The sequence below is a fragment of the Streptomyces viridochromogenes genome (assembly GCF_001270495.1).
Classification (GTDB): Bacteria; Actinomycetota; Actinomycetes; order Streptomycetales; family Streptomycetaceae; genus Streptomyces; species Streptomyces viridochromogenes_A.
The window spans coordinates 67,436-80,868 of record NZ_LGUR01000003.1; the positions used below are offsets into that span (position 1 = coordinate 67,436).

25 protein-coding genes are annotated in these 13,433 nt (G+C 66.4%); 23 read left to right on the forward strand and 2 right to left on the reverse strand.

Annotated elements, in window-relative coordinates:
* Positions 1-17: 17 nt before the first annotated feature.
* Together ADK36_RS02380 and ADK36_RS02385 are read right to left on the reverse strand one after the other, a co-directional pair.
* Positions 18-716, reverse strand: a complete 699-nt coding sequence (locus ADK36_RS02380; protein ID WP_159391074.1) for a hypothetical protein — start codon at positions 714-716, stop codon at positions 18-20.
* Between the two features lie 42 nt (positions 717-758).
* Entirely contained in the window at positions 759-1,688 is a 930-nt protein-coding gene (locus ADK36_RS02385; RefSeq protein ID WP_053196139.1) for a hypothetical protein, read from the reverse strand.
* A 203-nt stretch (positions 1,689-1,891) separates the two neighbouring features.
* On the opposite strand from ADK36_RS02385, the gene ADK36_RS02390 reads away from it, so the two are divergent.
* The 23 genes from ADK36_RS02390 (at position 1,892) to ADK36_RS02485 (ending at position 13,415) form a co-directional block, all read left to right on the forward strand.
* Positions 1,892-2,341, forward strand: coding sequence for a hypothetical protein (locus ADK36_RS02390; RefSeq protein ID WP_053196141.1), 450 nt, complete (start codon positions 1,892-1,894; stop codon positions 2,339-2,341).
* A gap of 240 nt (positions 2,342-2,581) precedes the next feature.
* Positions 2,582-3,007, forward strand: a complete 426-nt coding sequence (locus ADK36_RS02395) for a hypothetical protein (RefSeq protein ID WP_159391075.1) — start codon at positions 2,582-2,584, stop codon at positions 3,005-3,007.
* Positions 3,004-3,936: a hypothetical protein gene (locus ADK36_RS02400; RefSeq protein WP_053196145.1), complete on the forward strand. Its 933-nt coding sequence runs from the start codon at positions 3,004-3,006 to the stop codon at positions 3,934-3,936. Before ADK36_RS02395 ends, ADK36_RS02400 begins: the two co-directional genes overlap by 4 nt.
* 45 nt (positions 3,937-3,981) lie before the next feature.
* Positions 3,982-4,470, forward strand: coding sequence for a hypothetical protein (locus tag ADK36_RS02405; RefSeq protein ID WP_078950811.1), 489 nt, complete (start codon positions 3,982-3,984; stop codon positions 4,468-4,470).
* A 4-nt stretch (positions 4,471-4,474) separates the two neighbouring features.
* Positions 4,475-4,600 carry a hypothetical protein gene (locus ADK36_RS50890; RefSeq protein WP_267887386.1) on the forward strand — a complete coding sequence of 42 codons (126 nt, stop codon included), beginning with the start codon at positions 4,475-4,477 and terminating at the stop codon, positions 4,598-4,600.
* The gene (locus ADK36_RS02410) at positions 4,597-5,037 is read left to right on the forward strand and encodes a hypothetical protein (protein ID WP_053196147.1); all 441 of its coding nucleotides are present in this window, start codon (positions 4,597-4,599) and stop codon (positions 5,035-5,037) included. The genes ADK36_RS50890 and ADK36_RS02410 overlap by 4 nt, the downstream gene beginning before the upstream one ends.
* A gap of 132 nt (positions 5,038-5,169) precedes the next feature.
* The gene (locus tag ADK36_RS02415; protein WP_053196149.1) at positions 5,170-6,033 is read left to right on the forward strand and encodes an AAA family ATPase; all 864 of its coding nucleotides are present in this window, start codon (positions 5,170-5,172) and stop codon (positions 6,031-6,033) included.
* 15 nt (positions 6,034-6,048) lie between these two features.
* Positions 6,049-6,426 carry a hypothetical protein gene (locus tag ADK36_RS02420; RefSeq protein ID WP_053196152.1) on the forward strand — a complete coding sequence of 126 codons (378 nt, stop codon included), beginning with the start codon at positions 6,049-6,051 and terminating at the stop codon, positions 6,424-6,426.
* Positions 6,423-6,575, forward strand: a complete 153-nt coding sequence (locus tag ADK36_RS48645; protein ID WP_159391076.1) for a hypothetical protein — start codon at positions 6,423-6,425, stop codon at positions 6,573-6,575. Before ADK36_RS02420 ends, ADK36_RS48645 begins: the two co-directional genes overlap by 4 nt.
* A gap of 107 nt (positions 6,576-6,682) precedes the next feature.
* Positions 6,683-6,988 carry a CHC2 zinc finger domain-containing protein gene (locus tag ADK36_RS45740; RefSeq protein WP_234329646.1) on the forward strand — a complete coding sequence of 102 codons (306 nt, stop codon included), beginning with the start codon at positions 6,683-6,685 and terminating at the stop codon, positions 6,986-6,988.
* Positions 6,870-7,487 carry a topoisomerase gene (locus ADK36_RS02425; RefSeq protein ID WP_234329647.1) on the forward strand — a complete coding sequence of 206 codons (618 nt, stop codon included), beginning with the start codon at positions 6,870-6,872 and terminating at the stop codon, positions 7,485-7,487. Before ADK36_RS45740 ends, ADK36_RS02425 begins: the two co-directional genes overlap by 119 nt.
* Complete coding sequence (locus ADK36_RS02430) at positions 7,484-7,849, forward strand: hypothetical protein (protein ID WP_053196157.1); 366 nt, start codon at positions 7,484-7,486, stop codon at positions 7,847-7,849. The genes ADK36_RS02425 and ADK36_RS02430 overlap by 4 nt, the downstream gene beginning before the upstream one ends.
* A complete protein-coding gene (locus tag ADK36_RS02435; protein WP_053196160.1) occupies positions 7,846-8,052 on the forward strand; it encodes a hypothetical protein in 207 nt (68 codons plus the stop codon). The genes ADK36_RS02430 and ADK36_RS02435 overlap by 4 nt, the downstream gene beginning before the upstream one ends.
* 3 nt (positions 8,053-8,055) lie before the next feature.
* The gene (locus ADK36_RS02440; protein ID WP_053196162.1) at positions 8,056-9,255 is read left to right on the forward strand and encodes a hypothetical protein; all 1,200 of its coding nucleotides are present in this window, start codon (positions 8,056-8,058) and stop codon (positions 9,253-9,255) included.
* Entirely contained in the window at positions 9,252-9,575 is a 324-nt protein-coding gene (locus ADK36_RS02445) for a hypothetical protein (protein WP_053196164.1), read from the forward strand. Before ADK36_RS02440 ends, ADK36_RS02445 begins: the two co-directional genes overlap by 4 nt.
* Positions 9,572-9,955, forward strand: a complete 384-nt coding sequence (locus tag ADK36_RS02450; RefSeq protein WP_053196166.1) for a hypothetical protein — start codon at positions 9,572-9,574, stop codon at positions 9,953-9,955. The genes ADK36_RS02445 and ADK36_RS02450 overlap by 4 nt, the downstream gene beginning before the upstream one ends.
* Positions 9,952-10,344 (forward strand): hypothetical protein, encoded by a 393-nt coding sequence (locus ADK36_RS02455; protein WP_199830080.1) that lies wholly within the window; start codon positions 9,952-9,954, stop codon positions 10,342-10,344. Before ADK36_RS02450 ends, ADK36_RS02455 begins: the two co-directional genes overlap by 4 nt.
* Before the next feature lie 72 nt (positions 10,345-10,416).
* A complete protein-coding gene (locus ADK36_RS02460; RefSeq protein ID WP_053196168.1) occupies positions 10,417-10,692 on the forward strand; it encodes a hypothetical protein in 276 nt (91 codons plus the stop codon).
* 107 nt (positions 10,693-10,799) lie between these two features.
* Positions 10,800-11,027: a hypothetical protein gene (locus tag ADK36_RS02465; RefSeq protein WP_053196170.1), complete on the forward strand. Its 228-nt coding sequence runs from the start codon at positions 10,800-10,802 to the stop codon at positions 11,025-11,027.
* Entirely contained in the window at positions 11,005-11,517 is a 513-nt protein-coding gene (locus tag ADK36_RS02470) for a DUF6879 family protein (protein ID WP_199830081.1), read from the forward strand. Before ADK36_RS02465 ends, ADK36_RS02470 begins: the two co-directional genes overlap by 23 nt.
* Positions 11,518-11,544: 27 nt before the next feature.
* Positions 11,545-12,390, forward strand: a complete 846-nt coding sequence (locus ADK36_RS02475) for a helix-turn-helix domain-containing protein (RefSeq protein ID WP_053196171.1) — start codon at positions 11,545-11,547, stop codon at positions 12,388-12,390.
* Positions 12,391-12,489: 99 nt separating this feature from the next.
* Positions 12,490-12,876, forward strand: coding sequence for a hypothetical protein (locus ADK36_RS02480; protein WP_234329641.1), 387 nt, complete (start codon positions 12,490-12,492; stop codon positions 12,874-12,876).
* On the forward strand, positions 12,873-13,415 hold the full coding sequence (locus tag ADK36_RS02485) for an NUDIX domain-containing protein (protein WP_053196176.1): 543 nt from the start codon (positions 12,873-12,875) through the stop codon (positions 13,413-13,415). Before ADK36_RS02480 ends, ADK36_RS02485 begins: the two co-directional genes overlap by 4 nt.
* Positions 13,416-13,433: the final 18 nt, after the last annotated feature.

A 13,433-nucleotide genomic window follows, 5' to 3' on the forward strand; every position in this document is an offset into this window, starting at 1 on the left:
CACGCGGGTTGAAGTTGTCAGGCGGTGGTCTGGTTGAGCTTGGCGAGGTAGCGGCTACCGGTGCGGCGGTCGCGCCCCATGACTTCGGCCAGGGCAGGCCCGTTGACCTCGCGGCCCTGCTCGGTAAGGGTCTTCGCGGCCTCCTTGATCTCGTCGAGGCTGGGGGACGGACGGCCGGGACGGCGGCGGGCGCGGCGCTTGGCCACCTCGTCGACCGGCGGCTCGGTGCCGTCGAGGGTCCGCTGAACCGGCTTGGCATCCTGGTCCTGGTGCTCGTCGTGCTCCTGATCCTCGGCGGCCATCACGGCTTCCGCCGGCACCGGCTTGACGGCTCGGATGACCATGTGGGCGACGTGACCGGCGACGATCGCGGGGACGGCGGAGACTGCGGCGACCAGCTCCTTCGAGGAGGTCATGTATCCAGCCGAGATCCAGTGGGCGACGACCTGCCCGGCGAGGGTCATTCCCAGTGCGCCCACGGCGCCCGCTATGGCGCTCCCCCGGCCCTTCTCACCCTTGGCCCGGCTCTCCGTGAACCAGACCGCGACGACGGCGTACACGGACATGCAGACCGGCATTCCGGCGGCGACCCACTCGTTCCAGCCTGCGGTGCGGGCGAGCTGGTACTCGCCGGGGGCGGACATCGCCAGGGCGACGGCGAGGACGAGTCCACCTACGACGTAGGCGTACCGGGGCATGCGGGCAGACGAAGACATGGCTGTGCCTTTCAGGGGTGTGCGCAGTGAAGGGGAGGGGGGTTACTTGGCCATGGCCGCGCGGGCGGCGCGGAAGGCGGCGAGGCCCTCGGGGGCCAGCGGGCCGCGCTCGGCCTCGTTCAGAAGCTCGCGGGCGAAGTCGGTCGGCACGACTCCCGCGCAGACGCCGCAGATGCCGGAGTCCTGGCCAGCGGGAAGCACACGGCCGCAGCCGTCCTCGCAGTCGGCGTACTGCTTCCACTGCCGCTTGCGCTCCGGGCGCTTGCGGTCGAGGCGGTCAGCAATCAGGCGGGCGGCGCTGTAGACCTTCGCGGGAAGGCCCTGCGTCACGGCGTCCGTGATCTCACCGATGGTGGCGCCACGGTCGAGCCAGTCAGCGACGGACGGGGCGAGCTTGGCGACCTGCCGCTCGGACAGCTTCAGGCGGCCGTCGAACGTGGCGAAGCGGCGCACGATGCGGGCGGCCTCGGCGAGCTGCGGGGACTGGTCCTCCTGCTTTTCGCTGGAGCCCTCCCCTTCTTCGGCGGGTGCGGCCGGTGCGGTCTCCTCGGCGGGAGGGAAGGGAGGGTTCTTTCCCCCGTCCTTAGAGAAGTCCTTTTCCCCGGAAGGGGACGTTCCCGCATCCCTGGCCCCCGCTGCACCGGTTCCCGGCGAGGCGGGAAGCGGAGAGAAGTCGTCCTGCGGCGTGTCGAAGACGTATGTCTCGGTGCGGATGCGGCCTTGGTCGTCACGGTTGGTGACGCGGAAGTAGTAGCGCTCGCGGATCAGCTCGTCGAGGGCGTCCGAGATGCCCTTGCGGCCTACGCCGGGGTTGTCGTCGGCGAGAGTGCGGGCGTCTTCCTTCGTCCCGTTCGGGAGGCTGATCAGGTACTCAAGGAGGCCGCGGGCCGTGAACGACAGCTTGCGGTTCTGGGCGATGCCGTTCGGCACCACCGTGAAGTTCCCGGCGTGCCGGGTACGATGGATCTGCATTGGGAGTGAGGCTCCTGATGCCGGACCCCGGGGCGTTGGTAGCGCCGCCGGGGTCGTCTGTTTACTTGTGTTTACTTGAGAGGACAGCGTCGCCGTCCGGTCACAGCTTGACATGTTAGTCGCTGTGGGTCAACCTTTACGTCGTCAGCTACAGGGTTGTACTCGTCTGCCTAATTGAGGCGACCGTCACAGATGGGGGATGCATGGGTGCCCGGAAGATCCAGGATGAAGAAGAAGTTAAGCGCTGGTTCGAAGAAGGCCGGACCTACGAGTGGATGCAGCAGTACTACCTGGAGCACTACAACATCGAGACCACGATCCCGATGTGGGCCGCCTTCCGCCGGCGGAAGGGCCTTGACCGGCGCAATCTCCGCGACGACGCCCTGATCCCCTGGAAGGTGAACGAGGAGCATCGACACCTATATCCAGTGATGATGCTTCGCGCCGAGGCTCGACTACGAGCCGGGCGCACACTCAGCCCCGACGACGCGAGGAAGCTGACGAACTGGAAGCAGTCGCTCACGGAGGACAACCTCGTCGTGCACTACGACGCGGAGACCCCGGAGGGCTTCTTCTACGTCCCGCGCGAGGAGAAGGATGCCGACCTGATCCGCGAGCCCGAGAAGAAGACCGGCAACCAGGCGCGTGACTAGCTTGCCCTTGTTCGATTCCCGTTCGAATCAACCCCCCGTCTGACTTCAGCGGGGGGTTTTCTCATCCTGAAGTCGCATAGGTCCCTGACCTGCGGCTAGATAGTGTGAACGTCCAGTGGAGGGAGCCGATCCACTTGGGTGTCCGAGGGGTGAGCACGCGGACACAATCGGTTGACACGTGTGAGGGGCCCACGTAAAAAGGTCCTCGTAAGTGCAATGTTTACACCTGGGGGGCCCACTATGCCGATGATGGGGATGATGCGGGCTGAGGGTGTGAAGCCGCTGCCTGGCTGCGGCACGAAGTGCCTGCACGTCCGCGACAAGGAGGACGTTCCGCACGAATATGGACTGCCCGACCTGTACGCGCTCAGCAAGTGCGGCATCACCGAACACATACTGGCAGGTAGCAAGATTGCCCTACCGGCTGGTATGGAACTCGTGGGAGACCCCGCCGACTGGGATTGCGCCCTGATCGTCCGGCCCGACACCCCGCCTTCCTGCATGCGCAGAGCCCTGGCCGCGCTCCGGCTCTTCGGGCTTGAGCCGCTGGACGAGGACGAAGCCGAACCCGAGCTTCTCTACGACGAATCGGTCCGCTTCTGGCTGGTGCCGATCGACCCTGAAGACCCCTTCGAGACTGACGACGACGTGGAGACCATCGCTTGAACATTGTCGACCTGACGCCCGAACCGACCGTCCCCCGCGACGGGTGGGACCGCCCCCTCGTCGTTCCGAAGCAGGGTGGCAAGCCCGTTCCCCTGACCCGTACGACGACCTTCATCGACTGCATCGAAGACAAGACCGCGCTGTCCGACTGGAAGTCGCGCATGACCCTGGTGGGGGCCGCGAAGCGGCCGTCCCTGCTCGATGTGGTGAGACAGCTCGACCCGGAGAACCCGGACGACAAGCGCAGACTGAACGCCCTTGCGGAACAGGCCACGGACATCGCCGGAGCCAACGTGAAGCGAGAGAAGGGCACCTACCTCCACAAGCTCTCCGAGTATGTCGATGCGGGCCAGCCGCTCCCCGCCGGCACATCCGCGGTGGACCAACGTGACATGACCGCGTACCTGATGGAGACGATCGACTTCGAGGTCAGGGCCGTCGAGAAGTTCGTCGCCGTGCCCGAGCTGCGGACGGGCGGCACCTTCGACCGGCTCCTCGAATACAGCGGACCCGACCCGGACGGGGAGCACGTCGAGGGCCTGTTCATCGGGGACCTAAAGACGGGCACCGTGGAGTACGGGAAGCTCAAGATGGCCATGCAGTTGGCCGTCTACTCGCGCGGCGAGTTCTACGACTACAGCCGCTTCCCCGTCGACACGACGGACAAGAAGGCGTTCGCGGCCTGGAAGAAGTGCGAGATCCCGGCGGCCGAGGCCGCGCAGGCGTACACGCCCCTGGTGGGGGTGTCCCAGAAGTGGGGCATCGTCATCAACCTCCCGGCCGGGTCGGGCGAGTGCACTCTTCACTGGGTCGACCTGGAGATCGGTTGGGCTGCGGCATGCCTGGCTCTCGACGTACGTACGACCCGCAGCGTGAAGGGCGCGATGCGCCCGTGGGTGAGGGGCGTCACAAGATCCGATGCTGCATAACCTCGACCCAAGTGTTAAGTTTGAACCAAGAGAGAGGGAGAGAGAGTGAAGGCAGACCAGGCGGAACTCGTGACGTCCTACCCGGACGGCGCGATCGGCGTCACCATCAAGTACGGCAAGGGCTACGAGGACACCTGGGTGGTCTTCCGTGGCTCCGTGAGGCAGGTCCGCGAACTGATCTGTGATTACTTCGGGTTCGAGTGTAAAGATGAGACCGACCTCTCGCTGAGCGCCCTCGTCGTGAACGCGACGAACCTCGCGCACGGCAAGGGCAATGTCGCTTCGATCCTCGACGCCCGAGTCGTCTCCGAGACTCCCGCCCAGGCTTCAGCGGACGACCCATGGGCGACCGCATCGGCCTCAAAGCCCGAGCAGCCCACCGGCAACGCGTCCGCCTGGATTCTCGGCGAGATCGAGAAGCAGACCAGCATCGCCGACCTGCAAAAGCTGTGGGCGGCAAACCAGGCGATGTTCTCCGACCCCGCAGTCATGACCGCCTACAAGGCTCGCGGCCGGGCCCTGAAGAACGGGTGACGCCGTGCCCGCCGTGATCCTCGCCCTCGTCCTGGTCGTCTCCGCGCTGGGCTCCGTCATCACCCCGCGCCTCTCCGAGCCGACCCCCTACTACCGCAATGACACCCGAACCGAAGGAGAAACCGAGTGACCCTGAACTTCGTCGAGATCCCCACCGCTGGCGGCGGCTGGTTCAAGCCCGCTGATGTAAAGGACGCGGTGGCGTTCCTGATCGAGGTCAACTCCTACGAGGCACAGCGCCCCACCCCGAACGGCCCGAAGGATTCCGCGCTCTGCGACGTGACGGTCTTCAAGAGCGCCGAGGCCCTGGCCGCCCACTCCCCCGAGATCAACAGGGGGATGCGGATCGAACAGACCCTTCTCGCCCGCGACCTGGAGAAGGTCGTCGGCAACGCCACGATCGTCAAGCTGGACCAGGTTCCGCCGAAGCGGCCGGGGGCCCACCCCGCCTGGGTCTGGCGTCCGGTGAACGACGCCAGTGTCCGCCAGGCCGTCATCGAGTACGCGAAGGCTCGTGAGGCCGCCGTTCAGGCCGCCGTCGCCGACGCCCCGTCCTTCGACGACTGACCGTACGCGAGGAGCTGGGGGCCGGTCGCTCGGCTGGCCCCCGCCTCGCGGGTCTGGAGGACCCGTGCCCCTGCACAACCCCGATCCGCGCTGCGGGAATCCGCGGTGCCGTCTACAGAGAGGAGCCCGTACGTGCTGACCCCCGCTAGGTCTCTCGCGCTTCACGCCGAGTCCGGCAAGGAGCTGCCGAGGATCGAGGCGTTCGACGCCCTGTACGGCATGGGGTGCCGACCGCGTCACGGCGAGGTCATCATGATCGCGGGCAGAAGTGGGACGCAGAAGTCGGGCTTCGCCTTGTTCTGGGTGGCCTCCATGAATCTGCCGACCCTGTACTTCTCGGCGGACATGTCGGCCTTCACTGCCTCGTCTCGGCTCGCATCCATGCAGACCGGCGACACGACGGAGATGGTCGAGGCCGGTATGGGTGCCGGCGGACGGCATCGCGAGGAGTACCTCGCCGCCCTGGCCCCCTTGAACGTCACCTTCTCCTTCGGTTCGCCGATCAACTGGAAGACCGTTGACGAGGAGCTGGAGGCGTACGTCGAACTCTGGGACGCCTATCCGGCCGTGATGGTGTTCGACAACCTCATGGACTTCGAGGGCGCCGAGTCCGACTACACCGAGCAAATGGCGGTGATGAGCGGCCTCACGGAGCTTGCCCGCGCGACCGGCGCGACCGTGATCGTTCTTCACCACGCGAGCGATAAGAGCTGGGAAGCGAAGTCGGACCCGTGGGCGCCGCCGTCCCGCGACCAGGTGAAGGGCGGCTTGTCAGAGAAGCCGGAGCTGTCCTTGTCGGTCGCGCTCGATCCGACCTCGCACGAGTACCGGGTCGCCGTGATCAAACAGCGCATGGGGCCCTGCGACCCCACGGCCAGGCGGTACGCGTCGATGCGTTGCCATCCCGAGGTGACGCGCTTCTCGAAGCTCGAACGCCCGGTGCCGGCGGCCACGCCCGCAAAGCCCTGGTCCCCGACCGATGCCCTGATGAAGTAGAGGTAGGTGTAAAGTTTGGACCCGATCGCCAAGCGCAACAAGGCCAACAAGCGCCGAGGCGCCGACTGGGAGATCGAACTCATGGCAGGGCTGCGCTCGGCTGGTGAGGATGTCGAGCGGCTACGGCTGACCGGCCCAGAGGACGAGGGCGATCTCGCGGTGCGCGAGGACGGCGGCCTCTTCACCATCATCGAGGCGAAGAACGCGAAGTTCGAGCCGGGCCCGTTCCTCGACGAGGCCGAACGCGAGCGGATCAACTTCGCCAAGCATCGCGGCATCGAGCCGGACCGCGTGGAGTCGATCGCCATCGTCAAGCGCCGGGGGAAGAACTGGCGGAAGGCGTTCGTCCTGACCACGGTCGAGGCGTACTTCGGGCTGGAGACGGCCGAGTGAGCGCCCTCACCTACGAAGAGGCCGCCGAGTACGAGCGCTTGGTCGAGGAGCTGGGCCGCTTCGATCACGAGACGGCCGGTGCCGCAGGGCTGGAGTCCCTCGGCTACGACGACCACAAGGGTTGGTTCGTCGGGAGCCGCGTTCCGTGAGGTTCCGCCGGATTGACAACGACCATCAGGACGACGACGAGAAGCCCACCCTCGAAGCCGTCTTCGAGCACTACGACATCGGCTTCAACTCACAGCGTGCAACCGGCATGACGCACTGCCCGCTGCACGAGGACGACACCCCGTCCTTCTCGTGGAACACCGACCGCCAGGTGTGGAAGTGCCACTCGTGCCAAGAGGCCGGGGATTCGTACACGTTGATCATGAAGAAGGAGAAGACCGACTTTGTCGGAGCCAAGCGTTTTGCAGCCTCTCTCGCCCTCCCAACGCGAGATGTTGGAAGAGGCGGTGAGCGCGTATCAGGCAGCTCTTACGCCGGGCGTCGCACGGTATCTCCTCGACCGGGGAATCGGTCGAGAGGAGGCGGCTACACACCGGCTTGGCGTCGTCGGTGACCACCCGTTCCCCGGCCATGAACGCTTCCGCGGAATGCTCGCGATCCCGTACCTCGATCGCAACGACGCTCCGCTGACGGTTCGCTTCCGCTGCCTGGAAGATCACGACCACCGGGCCAACTTCCACGGCAAGTACAACACCATCAAGGATGACCCGCCCCGCATGTACGGCGTCGGCGATGTGCACCAGGCCGGGGACACGATCGACGTGACCGAGGGCGAACTCGACCGGATCATCCTGCGAAAGCTCGGCCTCCACACGGTCGCCATCCCCGGCGCCGCCCTCTGGCAGGGCAGACACAGGCGGATGCTCGCCGGGTTCAACCGAGTGCGCGTCTGGGGTGACCCAGACGACGCGGGCGCAGAGTTCACCGCCCGAATCTGCCGGGCCCTGCGGTCGGCCAAGGGCGTGCGGCTGCGCGACGGAGACGTGACGGACACCTACATGCAGGGAGGCGCTCAGCCGCTTCTCAACCTGATCAAGGAGGACAGCCAGTGACCGAGACGACCGCCAAGAGGACCGCCCCACGAAAGGCGCCGGCACGGAAGACCGACCCCTTTTCGGCCGTCCTCGCCGAGGTGGGCGCGGAGGCCCGCGAGGTCGGCGACCTTCCCTCCGCCTTGGTCGGCGGCCACCTCCCCTCGCGCGGGGCGGAGATCTACCGCAGGCGGGCCGAGGATTGGGACTCGATCAACGAAGCCCGCCAGGACGCCGGGACGTTCGGCGTTGACGGCCTGGCCGTGCAGGTCGCCTTCTCCGCCTTCGGCGGGCGCACGGTCGAGGACATCCGCAAGGGCCTCGTCCGCCTGGCGTCGCTCACGGTCGCGGCCGTCGAGCAGATCGACCGGAGGCGGCCGTGAGCGAGGCTCTGCCAGGCAGCCCCGGCCCGACCCTGAAGCGCATCTACGAGGAGCTGGAACCAGACGTACGGGAGACGGTCGTCCTGCGTCTCCTCGACGGTTCCTCGGCCGAGCGCCTGGCCCTCGTCCTCCGCAAGCACGGACACAGCGTGTCCGCCTCCACGATCCGTACGTACCGCCGGTCTCTTCGTGATGGAGTGTAAAGTTTGACCCAGTCTGAATTGCTGAACGACCTTCTCCAGACGCCGACCGCCCCGACCGTTCCCGGCCGCCAGGCCGACCCCGAGCGGGACTTCACCCGCCAGATCGAGGTCTCGGGTGACGCGGCCGAGGTAACCGTGCGCGGCCCCGAGAGCATCGACCCCGAGTCGTCTGCGGCCGACGTACTCCGCGCCCACCAGCTCGACCCCGCCGAGTGGGAGGTGACCGGCTTCCGGTCCTCCGAGTGGACCATGCCGAACGGCGAACCGGGCGTCTCGGCCCGCTTCTCCTTCGGCCGCCGCAAGGTGCCGGCGGATTTCGAGCGGCCGAGTGTCGACGAGCTGCTCCGGGTCTTCGACGAGCACGCCCCCGCGCCCCGCCAGGCCGAGCCCGCTGACGGCGAGTGGACCTACGTAATCGCCCTGGGCGACATGCAGTTCGGCAAGGTCGATGGCGACGGCTACGAAGGCACTCTGCGGCGGGCGATGGCCTGCATCGACAAGTCCGCCGAGCTGCTGTCCCAGTACCGGTGGCGGTACAAGATCGAGCACGTCCACCTCGCGTGGCTCGGCGATCACATCGAAGGCTACGTCTCACAGGGCGGTTCGAACGTGGCCCGGACCCAGCTCACGCTTACCGAGCAGATCCGTTTGACCCGGCGCCTGATGGCGTACGCGATCCTCCGCCTGGCCCCGCTGGTGGCCCGGCTGACGGTCGTGGCCGTACCCGGCAACCACGGCGAGGCCGTCCGCGTGAACGGCAAGGGTGTGACGCGCTACGACGACAGCCACGACACGGACGCCCTGATCTCGGTCGGCGAGGCCCTGGCCCTGGCGGGTGAGGAGTACGAGCACGTCGAGGTGTACGTCCCCGACACGGACGAACTGACGGTCGTCGTCGAGTGCTCCGGAACGGTCGTCGCTCATGCCCACGGGCACCAGTGGCGGCCGGGCAGGCACTTCGAATGGTGGCGGGGCCAGGCGTTCGACAAGACGAGCGCCATGCACACGGCGGACCTGCTTCTCGCCGGTCACCTGCACCACGAGTTCATCGACACGGACGGCCCGCGCACCTTCATACAGGTGCCGGCGATGGAGTCCGAGTCGACGTGGTGGCGCCACCTGAAGGGCACGCGCGGGGCGCCCGGCCTGATGGTCATGGTCACGAAGGGCGGCGAAGTACCGGTCAAGGAAGTGGTCCGGTGACAACCCTTGCCGATTGGCGGGTCCTCGACCTGCCCGAGGTGGTGGCCCTCGCGGGCCGCGCTGCCCGCCGCATCGCGGACGGGTACGAGGACACGCTGACGATGGAGTACGAGGACGCCCGGCAAGAGGCGTTGATCATCCTGGCGACGAAGCCCGCGATGGTGAACGAGTGCCTGGCCGACCCGAACCTCGGACTCGGCGTCCTCTATCACCGCCTCGTCCTCGACCTGATCGACCGAGTGAAGACCGAGGCCAAGCACCGCATCCGTCACACGTCCTACGAGGCGGCCTGCGACGCGGCCGAGAAGGGGCGTGTGTGACCGGGTACGACCGGCGCCTCGTCGAGCACCTGCTTCCGGCCGTGTGGGACGTGGAAGCCGCCTATGGCATCCGCAACCCCACGGCCCCGGACGCGGACATGCCGAAGGGGACCGTCGACAAGAAGTCCGCGGGGACCCTGTTCGCCCACCTCGCCGACATCCGGCGGTGCTGGAAGACGGCCCCGCTCTCCCTGGCCGAACGGCGGACTCTGTTCATGCACTTCGCCCTCGACTGGGAGGACCGGCGAATCGCGGCCCGCGAAGCGGTCACCGACCGGGCCATCCGCTACCGCCTTGAGCGCGGAGTCGGCAAGCTCGCCGCCCACCTCAACGGCACTGATTACATCGACAGTTACGACGAATTGGAGACCGCAGCGTGAGCGAACCCCTGCCCGAGGAGCCCACGCCCGTCGTGGAGGCCCCCGGCGGCATGGGCCCCGAGGACTACGAGTTCTGGGACGACGCGACCCTGACCTTCTACGAGCGCCGAGCGGACGGGGCGGTCACTGCCCGCCCGTTCAGCGAGGCCGAAGTCGCCCAGCATCAGGATGAGTTGGCGCTCGACAGCCTGCATGCGGAGGCCACGCTCGCGATCGGCTACCTCGACCAGCGAATCGACCTGAGCCTCGCTTACCTGGCGCTGCCCGCGCCGACCGGCGAGGAGACGGCGGCACAGATCAAGGTTCTGTCCGACCTCGCGGCGTACAGTGCCGGAACCCTGAAGCGGGTGATCAAAGTCCTGTCCGTCCTGGTGAACAAGCCGGTGTGACCTCGGCGCGTGTGTAAAGTTGGGCCCCTTTTCGGAGGGGTCCTTCGCATGTTCGGGCGTTAAGCTGAGACCATGACGTTCAAGATGACGTGGGCGCTGGTCGCCGAGCATGCAGACGAGTGGACCGGCAGTGACTTCGGCCAGGCGGCTACCGTCCTGGACGAGAAGGTCGGAGCGATCGTCTCCGCCAGCCCCATGAACGCAGACGCCCAGTCGCACTTCCTTACGACCTTCCTGGAGCCACTCCGCGACAGCCTCGCCAGTGACGGGCGCAAGGCAGTGGAATCCGGCCAGCGGTGGAGCGCTGCGGCGGGTCCCCTGCTCGTGGCCGTGGCCCCGGCCGCGTAGGGTCACAGTCCGAAGTCCTGGCAAGTTTCGGCAAGTTCCTCGCCTCACAGCAGAACCGTGGGCAAGCTCTGGCACAGAAAGCATTCCCGGTACCCGAGGAGGTCATCATGGCCCTGCGTAAGCTCGGTAAGGACCCGGAGAGTCCCAGTGGCGGCTCCCCCACCGTCTACCTCGACGAGGAGAAGGACACCTACGTCGTGCAGGGGTGGAAGGTAGAGGACGAGGACCGGCTCGGACAGATGGACATCCCCGGACATGAGACGGTGGTGGAGATCCCTCGGCGCATGGTGCAGTTCTTCTTGGAGGTGAAGCGTGACGGGGACCCCGACGTTTGAGGAGCTGTTCCACGACTGCCAGAGGACCGCTGTGCACCTGGAGATGCGTGACGCCTACATGAAGTCGGACCCGGCCTTCATCGACTGGCAGGCCGGAGTGGTTCTAGACCCGGCCGAACGCTGGGCGGACTGGCACGCGATCGTCACGGAAGCGGCCTCGCGAGGTGTCGAGGTACGCCGAGCACGCGTCGTCTCCACTCCCGTCAGCGAGTACATCCGCTTCGAGTACGACGTGACGGATGGCCTGAACATCGCAGCCGGCGAAGACGTGCGCTGGCTCTCGCGGCGGAGCGCCACCGACATTGCGCTCCCTGGGAACGACTTCTGGCTCTTCGACTCCAGCCTCGTCCTCGTCAACCACTTCGACGGCGACGGTGAGAACATGGAGGTCGAACTCACCGATGCCCCAGAAGTGGTGAAGCTCTGCGAGTCGGCCTTCGAGGCCGTGTGGAGGCGTGGAACGCCGCACGCAGAGTTCCAGACGGCCTGACAGCTCGACCAGACAATTCGCATCGCCATGACATCCCCATCTTCGAGTGTCCAGGAGGCCCGAAAGGCCCTTGGCCAACGCCTTGCCGAAATCCGGACCGAAGCCGGTCTCACCAAAAGGGCGTTGGCAGCCGCGCTTGGCTGGCACGAGTCGAAATGTTCGCGCTTCGAGAGCGGCACTCGTCCGCCCTCGGAGCGCGATCTTCGTGAATGGGCGGCTGCCTGCGGAGCGCAGGATTCAGCCGAGGACCTCGTCACGACGGCGCGCGGCATCGAAGGCATGTACGTCGAGTGGCAACGGATGGAACGGGATGGGCTCAAGCTGGCCCAAGAGTCCGTCGTTCCCCTATGGGAACGCACTCAGCGTTTCCGTATCTACTCGCCGTGGTTGATTCCCGGCCCCGTGCAAACGGCCTCATACATTACGGCCCTGCTCACCTCAATTCGCGACCGCCGCGGCCTCATTGATGATGTGCCGGCGGCCGTCAAGGTCAGGGTCGAGAAGCAGCAGGTCGTGTACGGCAATCACACGTTCGCCATCCTCCTCGAAGAGAGCGTGCTCCGGTACCGCATCGGCGGAGTAGATGTGATGGCCGGGCAGCTCGGCTATCTCCTCAGTGCTATGGCTCTGCCCTCTGTGAGCATCGGCATCATCCCCCAGGACACGGACCGTTCGAAGCTCTGGCCCGTCGAGGGGTTCTTCCTCTATGACGACGAAATCGTGAACGTTGAACTCGTGTCCGCACACCTGACGGTGGTTCAGCGTCACGAACTTGCCATGTATGCCAAGACGTTCAGCGACCTGGCCGAACTCGCGGTCTACGGCCCGGCTGCGCGCGAACTCATCACGGCTGCCATCGAATCTCTCGGGTGAACGCCTGGCAAGTTCCGGCAAGCTCGTGGAACCTCAACTGCCGCCCTTCTTAGCTTTGTTAGCACGGCTGAAAACGTGCTCGGAAGGGGCGAAGCGGTGATGGCTTTGGCAAGTACCGGCAAGGAACTGGAGGCAGCCGAAGACTCCTCGGCTGAGCCCATCCCCATCGACGTGGACGCGATCTCCATCCGGACCGAATCCATTCTCGGCATGAGAATGGGCACGACCACACGGAAGGAAATGGACAACGCCTTGGCGGGCGTCACGCGGAACCTGGACCAACTGCTCTGCCAGGACTTGGGGGCCGACGGCGACGAGGACGTACGGACGCTGTTCCGGAAGGGATACGCGCTGTTCGCCCGCGAGACCCGGCCGACCGCCGAGACCCCCGCGTTCGGCGTCTTCACCCACCTCCGGGACACCGCGCTTCTTACTCGACAGCTCCTGTGGATCTACACCCAGCGCAATGGGCTGGAGTCCCCGTGAGCGTCCGCGAGGATCAGATCGTCCGAGAACTTCTGAGCTACATCCACGCGTTCCCCGCCGAGCAGATGGCGCTCATGCCCGTGTACGACTCTGCCCACGACCACGTACGACGTGGAGAGTGCACGCATGAACACCGCTGCCCTCTCGTCATGACGGGCGCGGTCGTCGTCGACGAACACCATCGCGTCCTGTGCCTGCGCCACGAAGGCGGCTACGCCCTCGCCGAGGCGGAGCCGGAAGCCAAGGACGACTCTCTTCAAGAAGCCGCACTGCGGCTTCTCGCGGAGGAGGCCGGTGTCCACGACGTGTGGACGGACGAAGTCAGCAGTCTCCCGTTCCTGATCGACGTGACCCGGCCAGGGCTGCACAGGTACGGCCCCCGGCTCCGCGTCGGCGTCCGGTACCTCTTCCGGGCCCACTCGGGCGCCGTCTTCCCCGAGAGCATCGCGACGGGCGCGGCGGCCTGGCTGCCGCTCTCGGAGATCAACATTCCGCAACTCCGCGATCGCCTGCAAAGCCACCTGATCGGCGTTCCATGAGTCCACGAACTCAGCAAC